The organism is Salipaludibacillus agaradhaerens, from assembly GCF_002019735.1.
Lineage (GTDB): Bacteria > Bacillota > Bacilli > Bacillales > Salisediminibacteriaceae > Salipaludibacillus > Salipaludibacillus agaradhaerens.
In genome coordinates this window covers 784,417-809,133 of the sequence record NZ_KV917378.1, presented here as the reverse complement: position 1 = coordinate 809,133, position 24,717 = coordinate 784,417, and the positions used below count along the sequence as shown (strand labels likewise).

Annotated in this window: 23 protein-coding genes and 1 pseudogene; 19 read left to right on the top strand and 5 right to left on the bottom strand. The window is 37.7% G+C overall.

Annotated elements, in window-relative coordinates:
* The first annotated feature begins 128 nt into the window (after positions 1–128).
* The 6 genes from BK581_RS03780 (at position 129) to BK581_RS03755 (ending at position 7,029) form a co-directional block, all read left to right on the top strand.
* A complete protein-coding gene (locus BK581_RS03780) occupies positions 129–848 on the top strand; it encodes a pseudouridine synthase (protein WP_078576915.1) in 720 nt (239 codons plus the stop codon).
* A gap of 89 nt (positions 849–937) precedes the next feature.
* Positions 938–1,465, top strand: coding sequence for a thiol-disulfide oxidoreductase ResA (gene resA, locus BK581_RS03775; RefSeq protein ID WP_078576914.1), 528 nt, complete (start codon positions 938–940; stop codon positions 1,463–1,465).
* 15 nt (positions 1,466–1,480) lie between these two features.
* A complete protein-coding gene (gene resB, locus BK581_RS03770; RefSeq protein ID WP_078576913.1) occupies positions 1,481–3,157 on the top strand; it encodes a cytochrome c biogenesis protein ResB in 1,677 nt (558 codons plus the stop codon).
* A gap of 4 nt (positions 3,158–3,161) precedes the next feature.
* Complete coding sequence (gene ccsB, locus BK581_RS03765; RefSeq protein ID WP_078576912.1) at positions 3,162–4,346, top strand: c-type cytochrome biogenesis protein CcsB; 1,185 nt, start codon at positions 3,162–3,164, stop codon at positions 4,344–4,346.
* Between the two features lie 176 nt (positions 4,347–4,522).
* Positions 4,523–5,239 carry a response regulator transcription factor gene (locus tag BK581_RS03760; protein WP_078576911.1) on the top strand — a complete coding sequence of 239 codons (717 nt, stop codon included), beginning with the start codon at positions 4,523–4,525 and terminating at the stop codon, positions 5,237–5,239.
* Complete coding sequence (locus BK581_RS03755; RefSeq protein ID WP_078576910.1) at positions 5,239–7,029, top strand: ATP-binding protein; 1,791 nt, start codon at positions 5,239–5,241, stop codon at positions 7,027–7,029. The genes BK581_RS03760 and BK581_RS03755 overlap by 1 nt, the downstream gene beginning before the upstream one ends.
* Before the next feature lie 191 nt (positions 7,030–7,220).
* On the opposite strand, the gene BK581_RS03750 is transcribed toward BK581_RS03755, so the two are convergent.
* Complete coding sequence (locus BK581_RS03750; protein WP_078576909.1) at positions 7,221–7,736, bottom strand: MogA/MoaB family molybdenum cofactor biosynthesis protein; 516 nt, start codon at positions 7,734–7,736, stop codon at positions 7,221–7,223.
* Between the two features lie 114 nt (positions 7,737–7,850).
* On the opposite strand from BK581_RS03750, the gene BK581_RS03745 reads away from it, so the two are divergent.
* Complete coding sequence (locus BK581_RS03745; RefSeq protein ID WP_078576908.1) at positions 7,851–8,396, top strand: cob(I)yrinic acid a,c-diamide adenosyltransferase; 546 nt, start codon at positions 7,851–7,853, stop codon at positions 8,394–8,396.
* 332 nt (positions 8,397–8,728) lie between these two features.
* On the opposite strand, the gene BK581_RS03740 is transcribed toward BK581_RS03745, so the two are convergent.
* Positions 8,729–9,490, bottom strand: coding sequence for a SurA N-terminal domain-containing protein (locus tag BK581_RS03740; protein WP_169837526.1), 762 nt, complete (start codon positions 9,488–9,490; stop codon positions 8,729–8,731).
* Between the two features lie 187 nt (positions 9,491–9,677).
* Positions 9,678–11,291 carry a phosphoglycerate dehydrogenase gene (serA, locus tag BK581_RS03735; RefSeq protein WP_078576906.1) on the bottom strand — a complete coding sequence of 538 codons (1,614 nt, stop codon included), beginning with the start codon at positions 11,289–11,291 and terminating at the stop codon, positions 9,678–9,680.
* 209 nt (positions 11,292–11,500) lie between these two features.
* Here serA and BK581_RS03730 point away from each other — a divergent pair, with 209 nt between their 5' ends.
* Positions 11,501–12,139, top strand: a complete 639-nt coding sequence (locus tag BK581_RS03730; protein ID WP_078576905.1) for a Crp/Fnr family transcriptional regulator — start codon at positions 11,501–11,503, stop codon at positions 12,137–12,139.
* A 60-nt stretch (positions 12,140–12,199) separates the two neighbouring features.
* Here the strand turns inward: BK581_RS03730 and BK581_RS03725 are convergent, their stop codons facing one another.
* Complete coding sequence (locus tag BK581_RS03725) at positions 12,200–12,448, bottom strand: ferredoxin (RefSeq protein WP_078576904.1); 249 nt, start codon at positions 12,446–12,448, stop codon at positions 12,200–12,202.
* Positions 12,449–12,792: 344 nt separating this feature from the next.
* On the opposite strand from BK581_RS03725, the gene BK581_RS03720 reads away from it, so the two are divergent.
* The 11 genes and pseudogenes from BK581_RS03720 (at position 12,793) to BK581_RS03670 (ending at position 23,510) form a co-directional block, all read left to right on the top strand.
* Positions 12,793–13,860: a YpbB family protein gene (locus BK581_RS03720; protein ID WP_078576903.1), complete on the top strand. Its 1,068-nt coding sequence runs from the start codon at positions 12,793–12,795 to the stop codon at positions 13,858–13,860.
* On the top strand, positions 13,844–15,373 hold the full coding sequence (locus BK581_RS03715; RefSeq protein WP_078576902.1) for a RecQ family ATP-dependent DNA helicase: 1,530 nt from the start codon (positions 13,844–13,846) through the stop codon (positions 15,371–15,373). Before BK581_RS03720 ends, BK581_RS03715 begins: the two co-directional genes overlap by 17 nt.
* A complete protein-coding gene (locus tag BK581_RS03710) occupies positions 15,370–15,945 on the top strand; it encodes a CPBP family intramembrane glutamic endopeptidase (protein WP_095995527.1) in 576 nt (191 codons plus the stop codon). Before BK581_RS03715 ends, BK581_RS03710 begins: the two co-directional genes overlap by 4 nt.
* 421 nt (positions 15,946–16,366) lie before the next feature.
* On the top strand, positions 16,367–16,807 hold the full coding sequence (locus BK581_RS03700) for a DUF2663 family protein (RefSeq protein ID WP_078576899.1): 441 nt from the start codon (positions 16,367–16,369) through the stop codon (positions 16,805–16,807).
* 121 nt (positions 16,808–16,928) lie between these two features.
* The gene (locus BK581_RS20020) at positions 16,929–17,075 is read left to right on the top strand and encodes a hypothetical protein (protein WP_169837524.1); all 147 of its coding nucleotides are present in this window, start codon (positions 16,929–16,931) and stop codon (positions 17,073–17,075) included.
* A 27-nt stretch (positions 17,076–17,102) separates the two neighbouring features.
* On the top strand, positions 17,103–17,384 hold the full coding sequence (locus tag BK581_RS03695) for a hypothetical protein (protein ID WP_245828867.1): 282 nt from the start codon (positions 17,103–17,105) through the stop codon (positions 17,382–17,384).
* 327 nt (positions 17,385–17,711) lie between these two features.
* Positions 17,712–19,403 (top strand): annotated as a pseudogene (locus BK581_RS03690) (formate--tetrahydrofolate ligase).
* A 372-nt stretch (positions 19,404–19,775) separates the two neighbouring features.
* Positions 19,776–20,525 carry a metallophosphoesterase gene (locus tag BK581_RS03685; RefSeq protein ID WP_078576898.1) on the top strand — a complete coding sequence of 250 codons (750 nt, stop codon included), beginning with the start codon at positions 19,776–19,778 and terminating at the stop codon, positions 20,523–20,525.
* 78 nt (positions 20,526–20,603) lie between these two features.
* Positions 20,604–21,506: a MerR family transcriptional regulator gene (locus BK581_RS03680; protein WP_078576897.1), complete on the top strand. Its 903-nt coding sequence runs from the start codon at positions 20,604–20,606 to the stop codon at positions 21,504–21,506.
* 128 nt (positions 21,507–21,634) lie between these two features.
* On the top strand, positions 21,635–22,219 hold the full coding sequence (locus tag BK581_RS03675) for an adaptor protein MecA (protein ID WP_078576896.1): 585 nt from the start codon (positions 21,635–21,637) through the stop codon (positions 22,217–22,219).
* Positions 22,220–22,529: 310 nt separating this feature from the next.
* Positions 22,530–23,510: a YpdA family putative bacillithiol disulfide reductase gene (locus tag BK581_RS03670; protein ID WP_078576895.1), complete on the top strand. Its 981-nt coding sequence runs from the start codon at positions 22,530–22,532 to the stop codon at positions 23,508–23,510.
* 211 nt (positions 23,511–23,721) lie between these two features.
* Here the strand turns inward: BK581_RS03670 and BK581_RS03665 are convergent, their stop codons facing one another.
* Positions 23,722–24,690, bottom strand: coding sequence for an asparaginase (locus tag BK581_RS03665; protein WP_078576894.1), 969 nt, complete (start codon positions 24,688–24,690; stop codon positions 23,722–23,724).
* Positions 24,691–24,717 lie beyond the last annotated feature (27 nt).

Sequence of the window (24,717 nt, the reverse complement as noted above, 5' to 3'; positions counted from 1 at the left end):
CGCCCTATATCATTTGATAGAAGGGCTTTTTATTGTATCTTTTTATAAAAAAAGATAAAATTAAAGTTTGAAATACAACAATTTTCGACGACACTGAAAAAAAGAGTCGGAACTGGAGTGGTTGATAGATGGAACGCTTACAAAAAGTCATTGCACAAGCAGGGATTACCTCAAGAAGAAAAGCAGAGGAGTTAATTATAGAAGGGAAAGTGACAGTAAATGGTAAAAAGGTCACTGAACTTGGTACAAAAGTTGACTCCTCAAAAGACGACGTTGTTGTGGAAGGGATTCCTATTGATAAAGAGGAACCGGTTTATTATATGCTTTATAAACCATCAGGGGTCATTTCTAGTGTCTCGGATGAACATGGTAGGAAAGTAGTTACCCAGTATATCCCGACCGATAAGAGAATTTTCCCTGTAGGACGTTTAGATTCAGATACATCAGGGTTACTCCTGCTGACAAATGATGGAGATTTTGCTAATATCCTCATGCATCCGAAATACAAAGTGTCTAAAACGTATATTGCCAAAGTCGAAGGAATTGTCTTTAGAGAGCAGCTGAAACAACTTGAAAGAGGCGTGAAACTGGAAGATGGTAAGACTGCCCCAGCGAAAGTGAAAGTATTAAAAGCTGATAGCAAAAAAAATACCTCTGTGATTGAAATGACGATTCATGAGGGACGTAATCGCCAAGTGAGACGAATGTTTGAAGCCATTGGTCACCCAGTTATTAAGCTTAAACGGGAACATTACGGTTTTTTAAATTTAAAAGGTTTAAATGCAGGAGAGTGTCGTGAATTAAGGCCGCATGAAGTGAAACAACTTAGAGATCTAGCTGTCACATAATGTTCACATTTTCTCTTCTGTATTAACTATTAACACTATTTTTGTAGTGTTAATATAGAGGGAGACAACTCGTTTAATGGGGGAAGAGTATGAAAAGACGACGTTTAATTATACGTTCTGCCATCCTTCTTGTGATGGTTATCGCTGTGGGATACACTCTATATAATCAATTCTCAGAAGAAAGAGGCGTTGTTGATACAGGGGATATAGCGCCAAACTTTGTACTAGAAGATATGGAGGGCAATCGATTGGAGCTCAATGAGCTTCGTGGAGAAGGTGTTTATGTTAACTTCTGGGCAACGTATTGTAGGTATTGCCGTGAGAAAATGAGTTATTTTGAGGAGTTTTATGAAGAGTATGCTGAAAAAGGGGTGAAGATCGTCTCTGTTAATGTAGATGAAACGACCCTTCAAGTAGAAAGGCATAAAGACAGACAAGGACTAAGTTATCCTTTGTATATCGACCGTAATATGCTTGTCAGTAATGCGTATGGGGTCCATAGTCTGCCTGCTGCTTTTTTAATTGATGAGGATGGAGAGGTTATTGAGAGACAAGTTGGAGCTCAGACGAAGGAAGAAGTCATAGAGGCACTAGACGAACTAATACCCGAGAGTTAATAATGGGGGATTAATATGAATAAAGTCAAATGCGAGTGTGGACACGTAAACCCTTACGGAACTTACTTATGTGAATCCTGTGGGAAGCCATTGATAGAAGATACGAATAAACTGGCCAATATGCGTTATGAAGGGGTTGCCCGCCGTTCTCAAACATATCAGAGGACGGTTGTGGATAAAATATGGAATTTCTTTTCTTCTGTAAAAGTGGGTATATGGATAATAGTCGCCATCCTTTTAGCATCATCGTTAGGGACTATTTTCCCGCAAGAAATATACATACCACCTGGGGAAAACCCAACCGTTTATTATGAACAGGAGTACGGTATTTTAGGGAAGCTCTATTACCAATTAGGCTTCCATAACCTTTATCGATCTTGGTGGTACATACTACTTATTGCATCACTTGGTATCTCTCTTGTTATATGTAGTCTTGATCGCGTTGTTCCTTTATATAGAGCTTTAAAAACGCAACGAGTGACGCGACATGAAGGTTTTTTAAAACGACAGCGTCTTTTTCTTGAGACAAAGAAGATAACTGATATTAGTGAGGAATTAACGAAAGCTGAGAAACTTCTTAAAGAGAGACGTTATAAAATTCGTAAAGAGAACGGCAATATTCTTGCAGAAAAAGGACGGTTTTCCAGATGGGGGCCATATGTCAATCACATTGGTCTGATTATTTTTCTTATCGGTGGTATGCTACGCTTTTTTCCTGGCATGTATTTGGATGAGTATATTTGGGTACGTGAAGGTGAAGAAGAGGTTATTAATGGGACTGATGGCGAGTACTTCTTAAGAAATAATGAATTCATTATGGAATTATATGATGAAGAAGAAGAGGAACATTATGCTGAAGCTATTGAACGAGCTGGAGGCGTTATAGTTAGAAATTATCAAACGAATGCAACGTTATTAAAACGGACAAACGAAGGTACCGTTGGCAGTGAAACAGAACTTCAGGAAGTAAAGGAAGCTGAGATTCGTGTTAATCAACCGCTTACGTTTAATGGCTTTTCACTTTATCAGGTAGACTATAAGTTAAATGAATTATCAACGTTTACGTTTAGGTTGGAAAGCGATACGGCAGATGAAGATTTATCAGACATGGAATTTAAAGTGGACTTAAATGACCCTCAAAATGTGTATGAATTTGATAATGGTTATAGGATTGAGATAAGAGAATATTTTCCTAACTTCACGTTTAATGAAGACAGAGAACCGACGACAATTAACCGTATACCAGATAATCCAGCTATCGTATTTGAAGTGTTTACACCTGATATGGATCCAGAAGAAGAAACAGGTGAACTCAGTTTAATTGGTATTCAAATGAATGAGCATTTAAATCCTGATGGCGATGCTCATGACCATACGATTCGATTTACGGATGCTGAAATGGTAGACGTAACAGGGTTGACTGTGAGGAAAGACAATACGTTGCCTTTTATAATTGTTGGTGGGATTATATTTATGATTGGACTTGTACAAGGTTCATATTGGTTTCATAGACGTATATGGTTGCAGGAGCGTGATGGCACGTTACTAGTAGCTGGACATGCTAATAAAAATTGGCATGGTTTAAAGAAAGACTTTCTTTATCTCTCAGAGAATACAGAGATAGATATACCGATTGATCAAACAGAAGCCAAAATATCTGAACAGAGCGATAGCCAAAAAGGAGGAGAGTGACTCCATGTTTCAGTTAAGTATGAATATGTTATATACAGCGTTTTTCTTCTTTTTACTTGCCACTATTTTTTATGCGGTATCAATCACAGGGAAAAAATTTAAAAATCGTCGAGGAGAAGAACATAATAAGTCTGCTTTGATCGGTTATTTTTTCTCTATTGGTGGGTTTGTCTTTTCACTAACATATTTTATTACTCGCTGGATAGCAGTAGGCTATGCACCAGTCAGTAATATGTTTGAGTATACTACCGCTTTAGGTATTGCTATCTCGCTAGCTTTTGTCATTATTTACCCAATTTACAAAATAAATTATTTAGGCCTGTTTACAATGCCTGTAGCCATGTTAATTATTGCCTACGCCTCGCTTTTTCCAACCGAAAAACAGGCTTTGATTGCTGCATTACAATCACACTGGTTAACAATACATGTTATTACAACTGTTATTGGACAAGGCATATTAGCTATTGGATTTGCTGCTGGTCTTTTATATTTAGTGCGGGTAATAGATTTTACTAAAGCCTCTAAAAAGGTAAAAGGCGTCGAGTTTATCATGTTCTCATTAATTGCAGTGCTAGCGTATGTGTTAGTGAATATCGGTTTTGGGTTGGCTAATTATGAAGCTGTTTTCACGTATGTGGATGAGCAAGAAAATGTAGCAGAGATGGTCTATCATGTACCTCCGCTTATTGGTCCTCATGAAGGAGAACTAATTTCTGATCAAGGCATGAGTCCCCTTATTTCTACACCTGCAAATGTTAGGAGTGGGGGAGTTAATATGGTTGTTTGGTCCGTGTTAACAGGATTAATAATTTATTGGCTCTTACGATTAGTTCTACGTAAGCCACTCGGTGGGGCTCTTCAACCGATAGTAAAAAATGTAAATCCACAATTAGTAGACGAAATTAGTTATCGCGCGATTGCCATCGGTTTTCCTGTATTTACACTCGGCGGCCTGATTTTTGCGATGATTTGGGCTCAAATTGCTTGGACGAGATTTTGGGGCTGGGATCCAAAAGAAGTATGGGCGCTTATTACATTCCTATTTTATGCCGCGTACTTGCATTTACGTTTATCACGAGGCTGGCATGGAGAAAAAAGTGCATGGCTATGTGTTGTAGGTTTCGCGCTGATTATGTTTAATCTTGTATTCGTTAATCTTGTTATTGCCGGATTACATTCATATGCTTAGTCATTATTGGCCTGCTCTTAAATAAGAGCGGGCTCTTGTACTAGTCTTATGAAAGAGTATACACGCCGTGCGATGAACATGTTACAATAAATTGTGAACAAAGTGGACGGAAGGTCCTGACAACTGTAAAAAGTATAAACCACAGGGTGTGGTTTAAGCTTAAGGGGGATTAAAATATGGCTGATGAAGCAAAAATTTTAGTTGTTGACGATGAAGAGCGTATAAGAAGGCTGTTAAAAATGTATTTAGAACGTGAAGAGTATGATGTGGATGATGCAGAAAATGGAGAAAAAGCGCTCCAAATGGCTTTAGATACGGATTATGACTTAATTGTTTTAGATTTAATGATGCCTGGTATTGATGGCATTGAAGTATGTGAAGAGATTAGGAAACATAAAGCGACACCCATTATCATGCTAACTGCAAAAGGGGAAGAAACTAACAGAGTTCAAGGTTTTGAGGCGGGAACGGACGATTATATTGTGAAGCCGTTTAGCCCCCGTGAAGTGGTGTTACGTGTCAAGGCTCTCTTACGTAGAGCATCTTCTACTAAATTTTTGCAAACAGAGACAACGACAAAGGATGTACTCGTATTTCCTCATTTAACTATTGATAATGATGCACACAGAGTGACAGCAGATGGCAACCATATTAATTTAACACCTAAAGAATATGAACTGTTACATTATCTTGCTCAAGCACCTGACAAAGTGTTTGCAAGGGAGCAGTTATTGAAAGATGTGTGGAATTATGAGTTCTTTGGAGACCTACGTACAGTCGACACTCATATTAAACGACTACGCGAAAAGTTAAACAAAATGTCCCCTGAGGCAGCGAATATGATCTCCACTGTTTGGGGAGTTGGCTATAAATTTGAGGCAGTGAAAGACTAATGTTTTTTTGGCGGAGCGTCGTAGGGAAATTGTGGTTTACAATACTTCTTCTCGTCTCGGTTGTCCTTGTTATACTAACCGTACTACTTCTACAATATTTCGAGCGGTTTCATACTGATCAAGCTGAAAGTGAACTCATGAACCATGCACACTTAATTGTTTCTTTATTAGAAGAAGAAGGTGTGGATGAGTCAGCACTTGCCATGAGTCGAAACATTTCTGCTACTTATGAAACCGAGGCGTTAATTATTCAAAATGAAGAGGACTATTGGTATACAACTGAAGGCGGTTCCTATGACATGCCTATTACAATCTTCTATGAAGATAATGTGCTGTCACGCGTGATTGAATTTCATGAAACCATCGTTACAGAATCGGATTATACGTTCCCTGTGAGAGGAGAACAGATTAGTGAAGAAATGATGGTTGTTGGGCTTCCAGTTGAATTTAATAATGGGGAATATGGCGCACTCTTTATGTATCAATCACTAGATGTGGTAGAAGAAGCTTCAAACCAAACAAAAAATATTATTTATTTATCAGCAGGAATCGCTATTATTTTAACAACCGTCTTCGCCTTTTTCTTGACAACACGCATAACAGCGCCACTTAGAAAAATGCGTAAAGCATCTTTAGAAGTTGCTAAAGGAAACTTCGACACGAAAGTTCCGATATTAACTACCGATGAAATAGGGTTGCTTGCTATTGCTTTTAACAGAATGGCGAGGGCACTTAATACGAACTTAAATGCACTTAACCAAGAGAAAGAGCAATTGTCGAGGATATTAAGTTCGATGGCAGATGGTGTTATTACGTTAGATAGAGACGGAGAAGTAATGGTAACAAACCCGCCTGCCAATGAATTTATTGGAGCATGGCTATATGAACAAGGTTATGAAGTGGAGGAATCTGGCCACCTTCCTGAAGAGCTGCAATCTTTATTTGAGAAAGTGGTCACTGAAGAAATGGAGCAGATGGGTGAGGTAGATGTACAAGGGCGTAGCTGGGTGATTTTAATGACGCCTTTGTATGACCATGAGCATGTGAGAGGAGCAGTGGCTGTTCTTCGTGATATGACCGAAGAACGAAGGCATGATAAATTGCGCAAAGATTTTATCGCCAACGTATCTCATGAGCTCCGTACGCCTATTTCGATGTTACAGGGCTATAGCGAAGCAATTATTGACGATATAGCAGGAAACGAAGAAGAGAAAAGAGAATTGGCTAAAATTATTTACGATGAATCATTAAGGATGGGCCGTCTTGTTAATGAGTTACTTGACTTAGCTCGTATGGAAGCTGGGCATATTCAGTTAACAATAGAAGAGCTCGATTTAGAGACCTTAGCAGGAAAGATGATCCGGAAATTTCAAGGTGTAGCAAAAGAACACGAAGTAAAGCTCGAAGGGGATATTCAGCCTATTGAAAAAACGTTGATGGCTGATTCTGATCGGCTAGAGCAAATCTTAACAAACCTTATAGATAATGCAATACGTCATACGCCAGAGGCTGGCACTGTGACTTTAAGAGTAGAAGCGTTTCTTAATGGCGTCAAGTTAGAAGTAGAAGATACGGGAGCCGGCATACCAGAAGAGGACTTACCGTTTGTTTTTGAACGCTTTTATAAAGCAGATAAAGCGAGAACACGTGGAAGATCTGGCACCGGTTTAGGACTAGCTATCGTTAAAAATATTGTAGAAGCACATAAAGGAAAAGTATCAGCTCATAGTAAAGTAAATGAAGGCACAACATTTTCTGTCTATTTACCTTATATCTCTTCTGATAAATGAAGACTATCTTGAAAATCATAAAAAAACAATCCGCTTTAGCTGCTTAGATCGAGTGGATTGTTTTTTATGATATAGACTGAAGTTTTCATCAAGACAGGTATACGTTTTTGTGCCACCTTATAAAGGATTGAAGGAAGTTTAGCCGCGTTTTTTGTTGTTAAGAAGAATTCGTCTACAAGGTGGACGGCAAACTATTTTCTATCTTTATAAATTTCTCGAATGACATGTGACAATTCAGGAATGATAAGTTTTTCCATAGCTAGCTTTACAGCGCCACTAGAGCCAGGAGTGGAAAAGATAGCTGTGCAACCCCTTATACCAGCGGTAGCTCTACTTAACATGGCGGCAGGCCCAATATCTATCTCATAACTTAAATAGCGAAATAACTCGCCGAAGCCACTTATCTCTTTGTCAAGCATATGTTTTACAGCTTCGAAAGTTGTATCTCTCAATGCTAATCCTGTTCCGCCATTAATTAATAATGCTTCAATCTCTTTGTCTTGATCGGCAAATCTTATGTATTCTTGAATCTCTGTAAAATCATCTTTTGTAATAACATGTTTTAACACACGATGTCCTGCTTCTTGAAGGGCATTAGACATAAACTGCCCGCTTTTATCAGTTTCAAGCGTCCGTGTATCAGAGACTGTAAGAACCATACAGTTGATGGAATGTGGGGCTTCTTGCTTATGTTCAATTACACTCATGTGTCTCTCCCCTTATAATAAAAGTAATGGTATTTAATATTATAACAGTAGAAAACCTCTAAGGACAAAAATAAGTAAAATGATAGCAAGTGAGAAGAAAGTGAGGGTATTCATATGAAGATTTACACGAAACAAGGTGATGAAGGACAAACACAATTAGTTGGCAAAAGAGTGAAAAAGACACATGGCCGTGTGGAAGCATATGGTACGTTAGATGAATTAAATAGTTGTATAGGTTTAGCGGTAGTCTATGCCATGGAGGAAAAGCATGGAGATATTGTGGCTGACTTAACAGCCATTCAACATGAATTATTTGATTTAGGTGGCGATTTAGCTAACGTCACAAAAACACAAGACTGGAAGATAGATTTACATGCGCCAGAGAAACTGGAGAGTTTAATAGATATGTATTGGAAGGAAGCACCACCGATAAAAACTTTTATTCTTCCAGGAGGTGGGAGGTTGGCTGCTCAACTTCACGTATGTCGAACGGTTACTAGGCGAGCAGAGCGATTAACGGTTAATTTAGAAGTAGACCGTATTCCTCCAACAGCCTTGCCATATCTAAATCGACTATCTGATTATTTTTTTGCTGTAGCTCGAGCTGTGAATGCTAGGAATGGGACTGAAGATATTTTATATGAGCGTGAAAAGGATTAAAAAGCGAAACTGTTTAGTTAAAGAATATCTATAATCAAATGGTTGAAACGAAAAATTAACCAATGATAATAAATGATATCAAATGGCCGTTTAAAAAGATTGAGAAAAAACGAGGCCCAGCAGCGCTTCAAGTCCAAAGGTTTGAAATGATTATCGCAGTACTTAACTGAAGCAAACGAACCCACGGGAAAGCAGCGAAAGCATCCGTCTGTATAAGGTCAACGTCTAATTTTTTATTTTGTTTGATATTATGAGATGGGTTCTAAAAACAAAAAATTAAAAGACCGCCTCTTTTTAAGCACAATTCTAAGTTAAGAGGCGGTCTTTTCCATTTAGATAAGGATTTCTATTTCAGCTTGTTCCCGCAGGTCATCTAAGTATAGATCTAATTTTAATTCATTTTCAATGTCTTCTTGAATGTCTTCAAATTCACCAATTTCTGGGTTGCTCATAACGATTTCTTCATAATATTCTCTCGCCTCATCTTCACTAACTGTGTATTGGTCTTCATCAAGGTGCGCCATTGTTTGAAGCTCTTGGACGCGCTTCATTTGACGAATGTCATCTTCTAATTGCTCTAGTGTGTAATTTTGCATTTCTAACGCTTGTTCAAATTCTTCTTCTTCTTCGAATTGCTCACGCATTTGATCGAGCTCTTCTTCAACTTCCTCATCACTGACTTCGATGTTTTGAGCATCTGCTTCTTGGCTAAGCAACTCTTGATTCACAAGTAAGTCAAGGATATCTTGTTGGAGTTCTTGTATCATTGCGGCATTTTCTTCATCTTCAGGATCCATACCTTGCTGAGCAAAAAGCATTTCATACTGAGACATTTGCATTTGTAATTCTTCCATTGGTATCTCTTCTCCGTTAACAATTGCAATTGGCTCGTCAGGGTCTGCATCTACAGCTCCTTCTTCGTCCATAGCGGTTTCATTATTATTTTCTCCTTCTTCTGGGGCGTTCTCTGTCGTTTCATTCGTATTATTTGGGTCATTCTCTGCATCATTTGTATTTTCTCCACCACATGCTGCTAAAACCAGCATTGTAGAAAGTGGGATAGCAAGGAAAGCTTTTTTGTCTACACGCTTCATTTTCATCATCAACCTTTCACTGTTTGTCTTACATTGGTTATCAGCTTATCATAGGCATATTGGTAATTTCAATTTTTGAATTCTATAAAAATATGGCCTCCAAGGGGAAAGTGTGTAAGGTCCTGTCGATTAAGCAAAAAAAAGCTCTCCAACCGTCGTATGTTGGAGAACTCTTTATAGAAAAGTATTATAATTCTATGTTTGAAACAGAGACAATGTCGGTGATTTTTTGGAACTCTTCAATGACTTTTTCTTCGCATTCCTTATCAGTAGATAATAGCATGATGGCCTTCCCACCTTCATGTTTCCGCCCCACTTGCATCGTTGCAATATTGATATCATGTGTACCGAGGAGTAAACCGACTTTCCCTATGACACCAGGTTGGTCATTGTGCTGGATGAATAACGTATGTTTTGCAGGCTGAAAATCAAGAGAAAACTCATTAATTTGAACAATACGCGGCCCGATCTCTCTACTGAAAGTACCATATATTTCAAGCGTATTTTTTTCGCCGAGGATGGTCGCTTTAATAAAATTTGAATAACCACGAGATTCACTTTCATGCTTTTCGATGACTTCAATGTCTCGTTCCTTTGCAATCCAAGAAGCGTTTACTTCATTGACATAGCCATCTATACGATGCCGTAAAAATCCAGCCAAAAAACTTCGATTAAACAGGCCTGTCTCTTGGTGGGATATTTCCCCAGCATAGCTAAGTTGAACCTTTTTAACGGGTTCTCTAAATAATTGGCTTGTCATTTCACCTAGAGTTCGTGTGAGTTGTGTAATCGGTGCAAATTTTTCAAAAACATCTGCATCTAGGTAAGGCAAGTTTAATGCGTGAGGAGCAGGTTTACCATTTAAATAGTCCATCACTTCAACAGCTACTTGTGCTGCCACATTCTTTTGTGCTTCTGTTGTGGAGGCGGCGATGTGTGGTGTCGTAATAACGGCATCTAATTCTGTTAATGGATGGCTTTGGGCAGGTTCCGATTCATAGACATCTACAGCTGCTCCTTTAACATGTCCGCTTTTTACCGCATCATATAAGGCTTGCTCGTCAATAATACCGCCTCTTGCACAGTTTAATAAATAAACGCCAGGTTTTGTTTGTTGCAATGTTTCTTTATTTAAAAGGCCTTTAGTTTCTTTCGTTAAGGGGGTATGGATTGAAATAAAATCACTTTGCGATAAAAGTTCGTCAAGATCAACTGGTTGAACATGATGTTTTTCTGCCCGTGATTGGGTTAAAAACGGGTCAAATGCAAGAATGTTCATACGAAAAGCGCGAGCACGAGCGGCTAATTCTGCTCCAATTCGACCAAAACCAAGTATACCAAGTGTTTTGCCATAAAGCTCAGTTCCTTGAAACTTCTTTCGATCCCATCTCCCTTCTTTCATTGACTGGTTTGCTAAAGGAATATTCCTTGCAAGGGAGGCGAGCATAGCAAAGGTATGTTCCGCGGTAGAAATAGTATTTCCATCCGGAGCGTTAATGACAACAACACCATTTGAGGTGGCAGCTTCCATATCCACATTATCTACGCCCACGCCAGCTCGACCAATAATCTTTAAGCGAGGCATTTTTTCAATGACCTCTCTCGTCACAGTTGTGGCACTTCTGATCAGAAGGGCATCTACTTCTTCCAGTGGGGTCGTTGTTGTTGTGACTGATTCGAAAATAACATTCATGAGTGAACTATCCATAACAGGCTTTAAACCATCCTGATCCATCTGATCAGAAACAAGGATATTAAATAATTCTTTATTAGTTTTAACAGCTTGCTGTGCGTGTACCATGGTCCATCTCCTAACGTGCTAATTTTAAACTATAGTAACATGAAAGGTAGGAATGAATCTATAGATTTAGCACATTAATTTAATAAAGTGTCGAAAAGTTCAATTAACTGTCATATAACGACACATTAAAAATGGAATTGAAACTGCCATATGTAGCATGTAAACTTAAAAAGAGGAAGGCTAGTTAAACATGTAAAAGGAGACAGCCTATGTGGGAGAATATTATGCAAAAATCAGCTCTATTTGAAGGGTTATCAGGTGACGAATTAAGACCAGTTATTGCTATGGGGAGAAAAATACGTTTAAAAGATAAAGAAACGTTATTTTTTGAAGGGGAAGAAAAAAATGCATTTTACATATTAGGTAAAGGGACAGTACTTATTAGTAAGCTGACAGAGGAAGGTAGTGAAAGTCTCATTAACGTGTTAGGGGAAGGAGAAGCGTTTCCTCATACCGGTTTCTTTAAAAAAACTTTTTATCCTGGTACTGCTACTGCTAAAAAAGATGTCACAGTCCTGGCAATACCGATAGACAAATTCGAACGGTTTGTTCGAGATAATCCAGAACTTATGTTTCGAATTATAGATATGATGAACTCTAAAATCATTTATTTACAAAAGAAATTAAATGAAGTATTGTCTTTAAATGTCGCCTCACGGTTAAAAGCAGCCATGGCTTATTTACATGATACTCAGGGAAAACATATTATTTTGACACATCAAGAATTAGGGAACATTATCGGAGCTTCACGTGAAACGGTTAGCAGACAACTTAAAAAATGGGAAAGAGAAGGCTGGCTTGAAGTTAAAAAAGATAAAATAATTCTTAACTCAACGGCTGAATTATAGATATTAGACGCGTATAAAGACTAAAAAACCACCGGCTAATACCGGTGGCTAATCATTTATCTATTCGAATTTTAAAGCATCGCCATCAAACGGCTCATCTGCAATCTTAATTGAGTCGGTTGGGCATCCGTCCAACGCATCCTCCATATCTTCATGAAGCTCCTCGGGAACTTCCTTCGTTCCTTGATTATCATCCAGAATTACCCATGCAATACCATCATCATCATAATCGTAAATGTCTGGAGCAGCGGCTCCACATGCTCCACAGGCGATGCAGGTGTCTTTGTCTACAATCGTGTACTTTGCCATAACAAAAGCCTCCCATTAAAATTATTATATGAACCCTTCATGATTCTCTCTATAGAGTGTATTCAAATAATCGATAAACCGACCGAAAAAACAAGGGAATATTATCAAATATACTAAAATTTTATGCTAAGATCTACCGATAGTTTGAACGCTCTTTATATAAAAAGGGTGTTTTAACCGAGAACAAATTCACAAGAAGTTTGTTCTTCTTACTCTACATTGTAAATGTTCTTACTTAACATTTCAATAAAAAAATAATTGAGAATGCTTATCAGCCAAGGGTTTTGCTAGCTTAGCTTCTGTTCATCAATTATACTTATGATGATAAAGAGAGGAGAAAAGTAATGAGTTTTCTTCAATTTTTGATTTTACAGCTTCTTCATAAATGTCGAGGTGAACGAAGCTTAAATGGTGTTATTCACCTTTTAAAAGGAAAACGGTCAGCCCAAACAATCCAAGATATTATGCTCTTTAATTTACAAGCTTATGCAGCTATGTTAAAGCAATGGAAGCCAAGTGAGTTAGATAACATTGTCACTGAATTGAAAGTGAAGGGTTGGATAAATGAGGCTGAAAAAATAACGTTACTGACTGAAGAAGGTATGAAGGAAATGGAATACGGTGCCTTACGATATGAGATGCCTGCTCAGTTTAACGGGCTAAAATATGAATGGGATAATACTGCTGATTATGTGTGGCAAAGTATCAGTTTACTTGTTCAATCCATTTCTTACTTAAAATTGAATCAATCGATGTTTATACCCATTAGTTATCATCATTCAGCACAGGCTACAGTAAGAAATATCTTATTGAAACATGGCAATGTATCGACTATGGGGGAACAAGTGTATAACGAATTAACAGATATGTTACAAAAGCTGCCGGACGAAAAAGCGACTCTTTTCGTGGATCGATTAACGTCTAGTGATAAAATTGGCAAAACATATGAACAGCTAGCTAGTGATTTTCATGACGATCCTTTATATACTTTTGTTCAATTTAGAGGGATTCTTCATACATTTATAAGTCAAATCGAAGAAGCTTCTAAATACCCTATCTTATCTCAATTGGTACCAGAAAAGAGAACGTCTCTTAATTTAACACATACAGCTGAAATAACGCGAAAACTTTTAATGAGCGGATATACAGGGGATGAAATAGCTAAGAAAAGAAACTTAAAAAAGAGCACGATAGAAGATCATATCATTGAAATTGCGATTCACGATGAGCATTTTGATTATCAGTCATATATGACGAATGAACAGATAACACTGATTGAAAATACAGCTAGAAAACTGCAAACAAACAGGCTAAAGCTGATTAAAGATCATCTAAATGAAGATGTGAGTTACTTTCAAATTAGGCTGGCATTATCACGACAAAGGAGAGAACTCCATGCAAGCGATACATGATATTTTAAGGGAAGAGTTTGGTTATTCATCTTTTCGAGAAGGCCAGCAGCCTATTATAGAGGCCGTATTAAATGAAAAAGATGTACTAGCCATATTGCCTACAGGGACTGGGAAAACGCTTTGTTATCATTTACCATCCAAATTAATCAACGGATTAACTGTTGTCATTTCCCCTCTTGTATCACTAATGGAAGACCAAGTGACACAAATGAGGGCTAATGGAGAGAAAAGAGTAGCTCATCTAAGTAGCATGTTAGATACAAGGGAGAAGTATGACATATTAAATCATTTGAATCGGTTTAAATTAATTTTTATCTCTCCAGAAATGCTTACAATGCCATTTATTTTATCAAAACTTGCAGGAACGACTATCTCACTTTTTGTGGTAGATGAGGCACACTGTATTTCCCAATGGGGCCATGAATTTCGAACAGATTATTTAAGGCTGAAAGATATTAGAAAAACATTTGGAAATCCCCCATGTTTAGCCTTAACTGCTACGGCCACACCTAAAGTTGAAAAAGACATTTGCTATCATTTGAATTTGGAAAATGAATGTGTCTACCGTTTGCCAGTTAACAGAAATAATATATTTTTGACAGTTGAGAAATACAAGGATCAAGCTGAAAAGGAAGCAAGATTTGGCGACCTTATCATTGGAACAGAGACGCCAGCCATCGTTTATACAGGCACACGTCAGAAAGCAGAATATACAGCTGAATACTTACAAAAGCAAGGATTGAAGCGCACTGCATATTATCATGGTGGTATGACTAAAGAAGATCGCTTATTAGTACAGCAACAATTTTTATATCATGACATTGACATCATTTGTTGTACGAACGCCTTTGGGATGGGAATTAATAAGCCAGATGTTCGAAGTGTGTTTCACTTGCATGTTCCATCATCCGTGGAACACTATGTTCAAGAAATAGGTCGTGCCGGAAGAGATGGAAGGCAGAGTACAGCTTATATGATATTTTGTGAAGAGGATGTCATCTTACCTGTGGCATTCATTGAAGAAGAGTTTCCGGAGAGCAGATTACTTGAAGAGATGTTTTCACAAAAGGCTATTGTTGGGAAAACTTTCAAGGAAGTAACCCATCTTCTTCAACTTCCTGAAAAACAAGAAAAAATGCTCTATTATCAATTGGAAACACGCCACTTGATCACAGACGGTATTTTTGCTGACTATGCTGCTAATAAAACGAATGTTGTTGATGAACTAATTGATTATTTTGAGGAAAGAAAAAAAGAGAAACTTCACCTATTATGGCAGATGAGACAGCTTGCAGAAACGACACAATGTCTCAGAGAAAAAGTAGCTCACTATTTTCATGAAACAGTGGTTGACAAACCTAATTGGTGCTGTAATAAATGTGACTCGTTAGATATGTATGATCAAACGCTCAATAAATCCCAAAAAGATGAGGATGAGCAACAGAGAGGTGAGCAATCCTGGCAAACGGTTTTGAAGCGTATGTTAACCGTATGCGACAGGGGATCAATGTGAAGAATCAGGCCGAAATAATAAAGCATATTTCAGATAAAGAGCTGCTCATCAATTTGTATGCCACCCAGCTGATCATGTTCATTATTGCGCTGTTTACTAGTTGGCTCATCGCAGGTGATATATTCGCCATATTCAACGTTTTCCAATTAAGAGGGGATCATCTTCTTATAGGTTTAATTTTCGGCATAGGCATCGTGACTTTTGAACTTTTTTTATCCCTTATATTACCATCATCTTGGTTTGATGATGGGGGCATTAATAAACGTGTTTTTTCCAGCAGACATCCTGTTCATATCGTTTTATTATCGGCGGTTGTGGCGATTAGTGAGGAAGTCCTGTTTCGTGGTGTTATACAAAGCTATGCTGGTTTATGGGTAGCCTCCATCTTGTTTACACTTATTCACTTTCGTTATTTGGCCAATCGTTTTTTGTTTATCTTTACGATTCTGTTAAGTATATCGTTAGGTGTGCTTTTTGAATTAACAAGCAATTTACTTACAGTCATTGTTGCTCATTTTATAATCGATTGTTTACTAGGTCTTCATATTCGCTACTTTGATAATAAACATTAAAAGGTAACTAGTCGTATGAGTTTTATCATGGTACATTGTATGTGTAACTATTGATGTATACAACGATAAAACGACAAATGAGGTGGTACCTTTGTCACATATTAATGAAAATGACAGGAATAATGACGACGTAAAGAATGAGATGGGCAGAGAAGTACCTCATTTACATAGTCATGAACTCCCGCCTAGAAGTACGATTCACAAAAAAGTGAGGCGCCCTTTTTCTCGGGCAGCAAAAAGAAAAAGGCGGAAAAAGTTTCGCATTCCTCTTGTTACCATTTGGCTTTTTCTTTTTTTACTCATAGTTGGCCTCGTATTAACATATCCCTTTTGGATTACGAGGATATAATGCTTAATCTTTTGACCAAGTTGTCCTACTCCCATATATGCTTGCATAGGATATATATGGGGGTGGATTATTATGGAGGAAAAAGTTTCCACTGAGCAAGAGGAGATTGATACTTTTATGATCAAAGCGATCATTAAAGCAAAAAATAAAGAAAAAGCTGCTGAAAAAAAACTTATGAGAGTCGGTTTTCTCGTTATTTTGAGTTTAATAAGCCTTACTGTCTATGCCTTCAAAAATTGGATACAATGGTTTCAAGCGGAAGGCTCTATCTTTCAGAAAATCATCACAGACCCATTCATACTTTTCTTAACAATTGTGTTTATCATAACATTTGCTTGGTTGCAGCAAGTGACAGTAAAGTTTGAAAAAGCGGAAAAAGACTATGATCAATTAAAAGAAGATATGATTGACCGTGCTGCAGATATTTGGTCGTCCCCTGAAGCATGGAAGAAACGCTCGGATGTGTTTCGAGAATTAAAAGAAAAGCATGATATAAACCTTTACCATAAATAAATTTAATTAATTTGAACGGCTTCCTCGCTGTCACTATATCACTACGTCAAATAAAGTAATAACAAATAGCGCATCTGATCATATACTATTATGACAAGTAGTGAGAGTGTGAGGTGAAACTATGGCAGCTCCAGGTGAAACGTCATTTGAACCCATTATGACAACGGTCTTTATCGTTATTGTTTTAGCCATGATCTTCGATTTAGGAAAAGAAGTGAATGATCCGGAGATAGAAAACCTTTTAATAGTCGAAACATTAGAAAATTGATTACCGCCGTTCTAAGGTGTGATGACTGTGTCAAATCGTAAGAAAGGAACGGGAACAGGCACTTATAAATTAGACAGAGAAACACAAGAGCTTTTTAAAAAAATGACGCCGCAGAAACTAGCGATCATTATCGCCTTATTGACAGATGCCCTAAGGGTGAGGGCTGTTCTATTAGATGTGGATCAAAATGTGGAAGTGGTTTTGCAAGGTAATTTGAAAGGGAATGAAGTGAATACCTTACTGAAAGAATTGAACAACATCCCATTAGAAAAATGGCTTGCAATGTTACAAAAGTTCAATAAGTCATAAGGTTATTTTAAAAATACGATTTAGTGTGTGTTATTAATCGTTCTTCTTTTGATTAATTGAATTTAGCTAACCAGTTGAAGGTGTAACTTAAAATCTTTAAATAACACTATCCTTAATTCTCGAAGCAATGTCCACCTGTAAAAACTAATTTCAGTCTCGAATTTATTAATGATAATGGTATCGTGCTCAAATTTATGTTTGAGCACGATTTTTTTATAAGAATAGCTTTAATTTATAGGTGAACGAAGTATGTTAAGGATAGCTCGCCAAAAGATAAAAAAATGGTAAAATATTAACGTATTAGAGTAGAGAGAAGGAGAGTGGAAAATGACCAAGGTAGATAAACAAGTAAGATCCGATATTGAGATTGCCCAAGCAAGTGAAATGGTACCTATAAGTGACATTGTAAAAACATTACAGTTATCAGATGAAGAATGGGAGCCATTTGGTCGTTACAAGGCAAAATTATCCCTTTCCGTGATGGAACGGCTAAAAGATCGTCCTAACGGGAAAATCATTCTTGTAACAGCAATTAACCCTACTCCTGCAGGCGAAGGTAAATCAACGGTGACCGTTGGATTAGGTCAAGCTTTAAACAAACTTAATAAACAGGCCGTTATAGCCTTAAGAGAGCCCTCACTTGGTCCTACGATGGGGATAAAGGGAGGAGCAGCGGGGGGAGGATATTCCCAAGTTGTCCCAATGGAAGATATAAACTTACATTTTACAGGTGATATCCATGCGATAACGTCCGCGCATAATGCGTTAGCTGCATTAATTGATAATCACCTCCATCAAGGTAATAAGCTAAATATTGATCCACGTCGTATCGTTTGGAAACGGGTACTAGATATGAACGACCGTGCCCTACGTGAGGTTGTTATTGGGCTTGGCGGCCCTAAACAAGGGGTACCTCGAGAATCAGGTTTTGATATTACTGTGGCGTCTGAAATAATGGCCATTCTTTGTCTCGCCTTAGATTTAACTGATTTAAAAGAACGTCTGTCAAGGATTGTTGTCGGATACACGTATGAAAACCACCCAGTGACCGTGAAAGATTTACAAGCTGAAGGAGCGCTAACCTTACTATTAAAAGAGGCATTAAAGCCTAATCTCGTACAGACCCTTGAAAATACACCAGCGATTATACATGGCGGTCCTTTTGCTAATATTGCCCATGGCTGCAATAGTGTGATTGCGACAAAAATGGCAGCTAAACTGGGTGATTTTGTTGTAACTGAGGCTGGTTTTGGAGCAGATCTCGGAGCGGAAAAGTTCCTTGATATAAAAACACGAGCGGGGAATATTGAACCAAGTCTTGTCGTTATTGTTGCCACTATACGAGCATTAAAAATGCATGGGGGTGTTCCAAAAGATCAATTAAAGCAAGAAAATTTGTCAGCACTTGAGTTTGGACTTGCCAATTTACATAAGCATGTGGAAACAATTAAAGCCTTTGGTCTTCCGCACGTCGTGGCAATAAACAGATTTATGAATGATACGGAGGCCGAGATTTCCCTGTTGACAAGATGGTGTGCGAATCAAGGAATTAACGTAGAATTAGCAGATGTGTGGGCAAACGGAGGGGAAGGAGGAAAACGATTAGCTGAGCGAGTCGTAACCGAAATTACTAAAAAACCTAATCATTTTAACCCGATTTATTCGCTTAATGACTCACTAAAAACGAAAATTTAAAAAATCGCAACGATCGTTTACGGTGCCACAGATGTATCATTTTCTACTGAAGCTGAAAGGCAAATAGTGCAATTTGAAACATTAGGATGGGGGAAATATCCTATCTGTATGGCAAAAACACCATATTCCCTTTCTGATGATCCTGCCCGACTTGGTCGTCCAGAAAAATTTACTCTTTCTATACGTGAGCTCAAACCCTCAATTGGAGCCGGATTTATCGTCGTATTAACGGGTAATGTTTTAACCATGCCAGGGTTACCGGAAAATCCTGCTTCCCTTCGCATGGATGTAGACAGTGATGGAAAAGCTGTGGGGCTGTTTTAAAAATCGTTTAAGTATAAATACTCTTTTCTAAGATGTGAAATGCCGATGGGAGAACGGTCCCCCCTCGGTATTTTTCTTTAGACAGTTAGCGTACATGATGATTTTAATCAACGTTTTATTTAGTCTGACAGCACTCTCTTTATTACTGAAGATAACTTTGAAGTTACATTTTATCATAGATAATTGTCCGTAAAACTTCTTCCTCAAAATAGAGTAGAGAGAACGGCCATTCATGTTTTGACCTACTCAACTACCAATCAAGAAGAAGGAAAGCGCCTACAGATAGGCGTTTTATTGTTTTTTGATAATTGTTCAGCTATACTTTAGCAGTATTTATGTGACGTGACTAGATAACAACATAGGAGTGCAGTTATGGCAGCTATTTATCTACTAGTATTCATTTTTTTAATAATGATTCCGTTTGTTTATTATATGGTGAAAGAAGCTAAAAAGCTTGATATTACTAAAGAAACCATCTTACTGCCTATCCCCATAACAACTAAAAAAATACTGTTTATATCTGATCTTCACAATCGAAGGATTGAATTGACAACATGGTGGAAAAGCGCTCAAGTTGATTTTGTCATTATCGGAGGGGATCTCGCTGAAAGACGAACACCTGAGGAAGATGTTAGACATAATCTAAGAATACTTACGTCGTTAGGCAAAACTTTTTTTGTCAGAGGCAATCATGATTATCACTTTGGAATGGATCACCTAACAGCTATTTTAGATGAGTTTAATGTCAAACAACTGAACAATGAAGTCATTGAAATAGATGGTAAGTGGTCAGTTATAGGAGTTGAAGATTTCGGAACGGGGCATGCGCTTTTGGAGACCCTTTATTTAACGTCAAAACCAGCTATTTTAATAAGTCATAACCCTGAAATTGCTAAAGCATTAGAAGACGATAGCCATTCTATATGTGCTATGTTGTCAGGGCATACCCACGGAGGTCAAATAAGATTAAGTTGGTTAGCTCTAGGGGAAAAAGGCGGCTGGAAAAAGAAGAATCAATTACCTGTTTTTATTAGTAATGGGTTTGGAACGAGACATGTACCCCTGAGGTTAGGAGCGCCCCCACAAGTGCATATCATGACGATAGCAGGTCGAAAAAATTAAAAATGAACGTAGTAGCGTACGATCGATTCCTATCTTATCCATATACTATTAAAGCCTACAAAGCGGAAGGTGAAAAATGTGACACAGGCTGAAGGGAAATATACTATTAAAGCTGTCTCAAACATGCTTAGTGTTCAACCTGGTACATTGAGGGCATGGGAAAGACGTTATAACATTATGAAGCCTTATCGGAATGAGGTTGGTCATCGATTGTATACGGATGAGCAACTGACGATTTTAAAATGGCTTGTAAATAAGGTTAATGAAGGCTTTACCATAGGACAGGCTGTGGATTTGTTTAGTAAAAATAATATGGTAAACCTAGCTGACGTTAATGCATTAAACAGGACGCAAATGCAGAAGATTAAACAGGATCTTCTTATAGCACTTTTAGCTTTTGACGAAACAAAAGCGAATGAGCTGTTGGATCATGCATTTAATGTTTTCAGTATGGAGAAGGTGGTTATAACTATATTAGGGGACATGCTAATGAACTTAGAAGAAAAGTTTGAAAATAACGAGATTACAGCTGCTCATAACTATTATGTCACCTCTTATATGAGAACAAGGATAGGAATGGTTTTGCACCATTTACCGACAAACAGCCTATTACCGAAAGTATTATGTGTATGTGCTCCAAATGAAAAAAACGAGCTCGATTTATTAATATTTGCATTCTTTCTTCGTAGGAGAGGATATGAAACCATTTTTATAGGTACTGGCATTTCTAAAGCAGATGTTATACAGATAGTTGGAGAGATCACGCCTAAAATGATCATTATTTGTTGCACGATGGACGAACATCTCGTTACAACACTTAAGCATACAGATGAGTTAAATTATAATTTCCCTGACCTTTTAATAGGACTTAAGGGTCCTGCTTTAAAACAGTTATCAGCAGATGATCACAACGCCTACGAATCATACTTAGTTGGGGAAACAGAAGAACAGTGGTTAACTTGGTTAAGACGTTATTCGTAAAGGATAGGAATGGAATTTAGGCATAACACCGAACCTTTTTAGTGATAAAATCATAATTTACATTAAACACTAAAGGTAAGTAAAGGTACTCTTCTTTATATGCCGGAATAAAAGAGGGAGGAATATCCATGCGCCTCGAACGACTGGCTTATGATAAAATGAAAATTTCTTTATCATATGAAGATCTTGAACAAAGGGGAATTTCCACTGATAAGGCTTGGTCTGACGTCCCTGTAATAGATGAGTTATTCCAAGAAATGATCACGGAAGCCAGTGAGGAATTAAATTTCGAGCCTGAGGGACCAGTGGTAGTAGAAGTATTTTCTATACCGTCTCAAGGACTTGTCATTATTGTAACTAAAACAGAAGATGTATTTGATGATGCAGATTTGCCATTTATGCAATGGGAGGCACTTGAAACTAAAACACATGACGCAAAATTATTTAAGTTTAATGAATTTGAAGACGTGATTCAATTGTGTCAAACATTGAATACACAAAATATTCAAGGAGGAAAGTTATTCCATTACCGTCAAACCTATTACTTAGCTTTTGGTGATAAAGAACTTCCTGCGGCGAGAGAAAAAACAATTTATGCCATTTGTTGTGAGTTTGGAGAACCTGCCAATTTATCGGTTCATAAACTAAACGATTACGGTAAAATCATTGTCCCATCTCAAGCCATTAAGCGTATAACTAACTATTTTTCTTAAGAAGCCTATGGATACAAGGCTTCTTATTTTTGTTTATAAATGAATGTCATAATACAATGTCAAGGTTCAATATAAGATTAGAAAGTACGAATGAACGAGTCATGATTGCAATGAAGGATTGGAACGAAAGGAAGCTGGTGACTATTGTGGGAGAAGCGACGTTCATTTAAAATAATGTTTTATTGCCTATCAAAAGTGAACAGGCTCCTTGGCTGGATTTAATAGGATATCTGATTTAGAATAAGATTAGGTAACTGGATCCCTTTCTACACTAAAGGGGATCTTTTTGATTGAATGAGGTGATGATAAAATGGTAAAAAAGGAAGATGTTTTAATTGTAGGAGCAGGTCCGTGCGGTCTATCAGCAGCCATTGAATTACAAAACATAGGCTACAACCCTCTTATTATTGAGAGAGGAAATATTGTTCATTCTCTCTTTAAATATCCTACTCATCAACAGTTTTTTAGTTCGAGTGATAAATTAGCTATCGGTGGCATTCCTTTTTACAGCACAGAAAGAAAACCAAAAAGGAACGAAGCCCTAGTTTATTATCGTGAGGTCGTAAAAGAGAAAGATTTGCGGATAAAAGCATTTGAAGAAGTACTTTCAGTGGGAACGGAAAGATCTGGTGAATTTATCGTAGAAACAAAGCGAAAAACTGGGGAAAAGTTAACGTACTTAGCTAAACATATCGTTATAGCCACTGGTTATTATGATTCGCCTAATTTTATGAACATTCCGGGAGAAGACTTACCACATGTTTATCATTACTTCCATGAAGCTCATACGTTTTTTAACCAAAAAGTGGTAGTAATCGGCGGAAAAAATTCCGCAGTTGATGCAGCATTGGAATTGGAAAAAGCAGGCGCTGAAGTGACGGTCGTTTACCGAGGAGAGGACTATTCACAAAGTATCAAACCATGGATACTTCCAGAATTTGATGGGCTAGTAAAAAAGAATGTGATAAAGATGCATTTTAATACACTTGTGTGTGAGATTTTACCGAATAAGGTGGTTGTAGAGAAAAACGGGGAAAGAGAACATGTAGATGCTGATTTTGTATTCGCTATGACAGGTTACCATCCCGATCATTCTTTTATTGAAGGAATGGGTGTTAAAATAGATAGGAATTCTGGCAGACCGACATTCGATAAGGAAACAATGGAAACGAATATTGAAAACATTTATATTGCTGGCGTCATTGCGGCAGGAAATAATGCTAATGAAATTTTTATCGAAAATGGGCGAGAGCACGGTAAATTAATTGCCCACAGTATTGCATCTAAATAATAGGTGTCCTATAATGCGAACCTTCAATCAGGACATTAGCGTCCGTTATCTCACACTAAAATAGATTTGGCTAGGTACTCTATTTTGAAACCGAGAGATTTACGGCCGCTTATCTCTGATAAAATAGTGAAGCTTATATGCATGAGAGCTTCCTCACCTATGTGGTGGAAGCTCTCTCACTTTTTATTAAAGGGTGTTTCTGTTGTCTAAATTACCGTTGAAAAATTTCCTGTAACTTCAGAAGGTCTGATGTTTCTTCAAGAGCTGCCATTAACTTAATACGTGTTTTTTGGCCGTTTAATCCATTAGTAAAGATAACACCAATATTTTTAAGTTGCCTGCCCCCTCCATCATAACTATAAGTGTCCTGAACAATACCATTAAAGCACCTTGATACGAGTACAACAGGGATACCTTTCGTTACCAATTTCTCAATGGGTGCTACCGTTTCAGGTGGCATATTGCCTTGCCCCAAAGCCTCAATAACTAGCCCATCCATATTAATATGGCAGACTGCTTCCAAGATCTCTTTCTCCATTCCTGCCACGGCTTTAATAAGTAGGACTTTTTTCGTTAAAGAGGTTAAGTGGAATTTCTCCTGTACTATTGGCGCATGGTGGAAATGAATGTCACGTTTAGTCACGATACCAATTGGCCCATACTGAGGGCTTTGAAAGGTTGCGATATTACTCGTGTGCGTTTTAGTCGCATTTTTAGCTGTGTGAATCTCATCGTTTAAGACGACTAATACGCCTTTATTATGAGCAGTCTCGCTCATAGCAGTTCTCACAGCGGATAGTAAATTAGGTGGACCATCAGAACCGAGTTCATTGCTAGAACGCATAGCCCCTGTTACAACAACTGGACACGTGCATTTTAACACGAGATCAAGTAAATAAGCTGTTTCTTCAAGAGTATCCGTACCATGTGTGACAACGACACCACTATAATGATGATTAGCTACTTCTTGATCAATAAAATGTGCTAAAGACATCATTAAATCGATAGTCATGTGAGGGGAAGGCACATTAAGAAAATCTTCGCTCTTAATCTCCACACCTTGTAAGCTGTCAATCGGAAGAGCTAGAGGGTTAGCGCTGGTCGGTCTAACTTCCCCAGTATTTTTATCTTCACTCATGGCAATCGTTCCACCCGTATGTACAATTAATATTTTTTTCATATTCTTTCTCCTTTTTTTCTGTCGTAT

What these genes read in the sequence shown, in the direction of transcription:
- BK581_RS03780 (WP_078576915.1), top strand. Translation starts at nt 129, where the DNA reads ATGGAACGCTTACAAAAAGTCATTGCACAAGCAGGGATTACCTCAAGA.
- resA (WP_078576914.1), top strand. Translation starts at nt 938, where the DNA reads ATGAAAAGACGACGTTTAATTATACGTTCTGCCATCCTTCTTGTGATG.
- resB (WP_078576913.1), top strand. Translation starts at nt 1,481, where the DNA reads ATGAATAAAGTCAAATGCGAGTGTGGACACGTAAACCCTTACGGAACT.
- ccsB (WP_078576912.1), top strand. Translation starts at nt 3,162, where the DNA reads ATGTTTCAGTTAAGTATGAATATGTTATATACAGCGTTTTTCTTCTTT.
- BK581_RS03760 (WP_078576911.1), top strand. Translation starts at nt 4,523, where the DNA reads ATGGCTGATGAAGCAAAAATTTTAGTTGTTGACGATGAAGAGCGTATA.
- BK581_RS03755 (WP_078576910.1), top strand. Translation starts at nt 5,239, where the DNA reads ATGTTTTTTTGGCGGAGCGTCGTAGGGAAATTGTGGTTTACAATACTT.
- BK581_RS03750 (WP_078576909.1), bottom strand. Translation starts at nt 7,736, where the DNA reads ATGAGTGTAATTGAACATAAGCAAGAAGCCCCACATTCCATCAACTGT.
- BK581_RS03745 (WP_078576908.1), top strand. Translation starts at nt 7,851, where the DNA reads ATGAAGATTTACACGAAACAAGGTGATGAAGGACAAACACAATTAGTT.
- BK581_RS03740 (WP_169837526.1), bottom strand. Translation starts at nt 9,490, where the DNA reads ATGAAGCGTGTAGACAAAAAAGCTTTCCTTGCTATCCCACTTTCTACA.
- serA (WP_078576906.1), bottom strand. Translation starts at nt 11,291, where the DNA reads ATGGTACACGCACAGCAAGCTGTTAAAACTAATAAAGAATTATTTAAT.
- BK581_RS03730 (WP_078576905.1), top strand. Translation starts at nt 11,501, where the DNA reads ATGTGGGAGAATATTATGCAAAAATCAGCTCTATTTGAAGGGTTATCA.
- BK581_RS03725 (WP_078576904.1), bottom strand. Translation starts at nt 12,448, where the DNA reads ATGGCAAAGTACACGATTGTAGACAAAGACACCTGCATCGCCTGTGGA.
- BK581_RS03720 (WP_078576903.1), top strand. Translation starts at nt 12,793, where the DNA reads ATGAGTTTTCTTCAATTTTTGATTTTACAGCTTCTTCATAAATGTCGA.
- BK581_RS03715 (WP_078576902.1), top strand. Translation starts at nt 13,844, where the DNA reads ATGCAAGCGATACATGATATTTTAAGGGAAGAGTTTGGTTATTCATCT.
- BK581_RS03700 (WP_078576899.1), top strand. Translation starts at nt 16,367, where the DNA reads ATGGAGGAAAAAGTTTCCACTGAGCAAGAGGAGATTGATACTTTTATG.
- BK581_RS20020 (WP_169837524.1), top strand. Translation starts at nt 16,929, where the DNA reads ATGGCAGCTCCAGGTGAAACGTCATTTGAACCCATTATGACAACGGTC.
- BK581_RS03685 (WP_078576898.1), top strand. Translation starts at nt 19,776, where the DNA reads ATGGCAGCTATTTATCTACTAGTATTCATTTTTTTAATAATGATTCCG.
- BK581_RS03675 (WP_078576896.1), top strand. Translation starts at nt 21,635, where the DNA reads ATGCGCCTCGAACGACTGGCTTATGATAAAATGAAAATTTCTTTATCA.
- BK581_RS03670 (WP_078576895.1), top strand. Translation starts at nt 22,530, where the DNA reads ATGGTAAAAAAGGAAGATGTTTTAATTGTAGGAGCAGGTCCGTGCGGT.
- BK581_RS03665 (WP_078576894.1), bottom strand. Translation starts at nt 24,690, where the DNA reads ATGAAAAAAATATTAATTGTACATACGGGTGGAACGATTGCCATGAGT.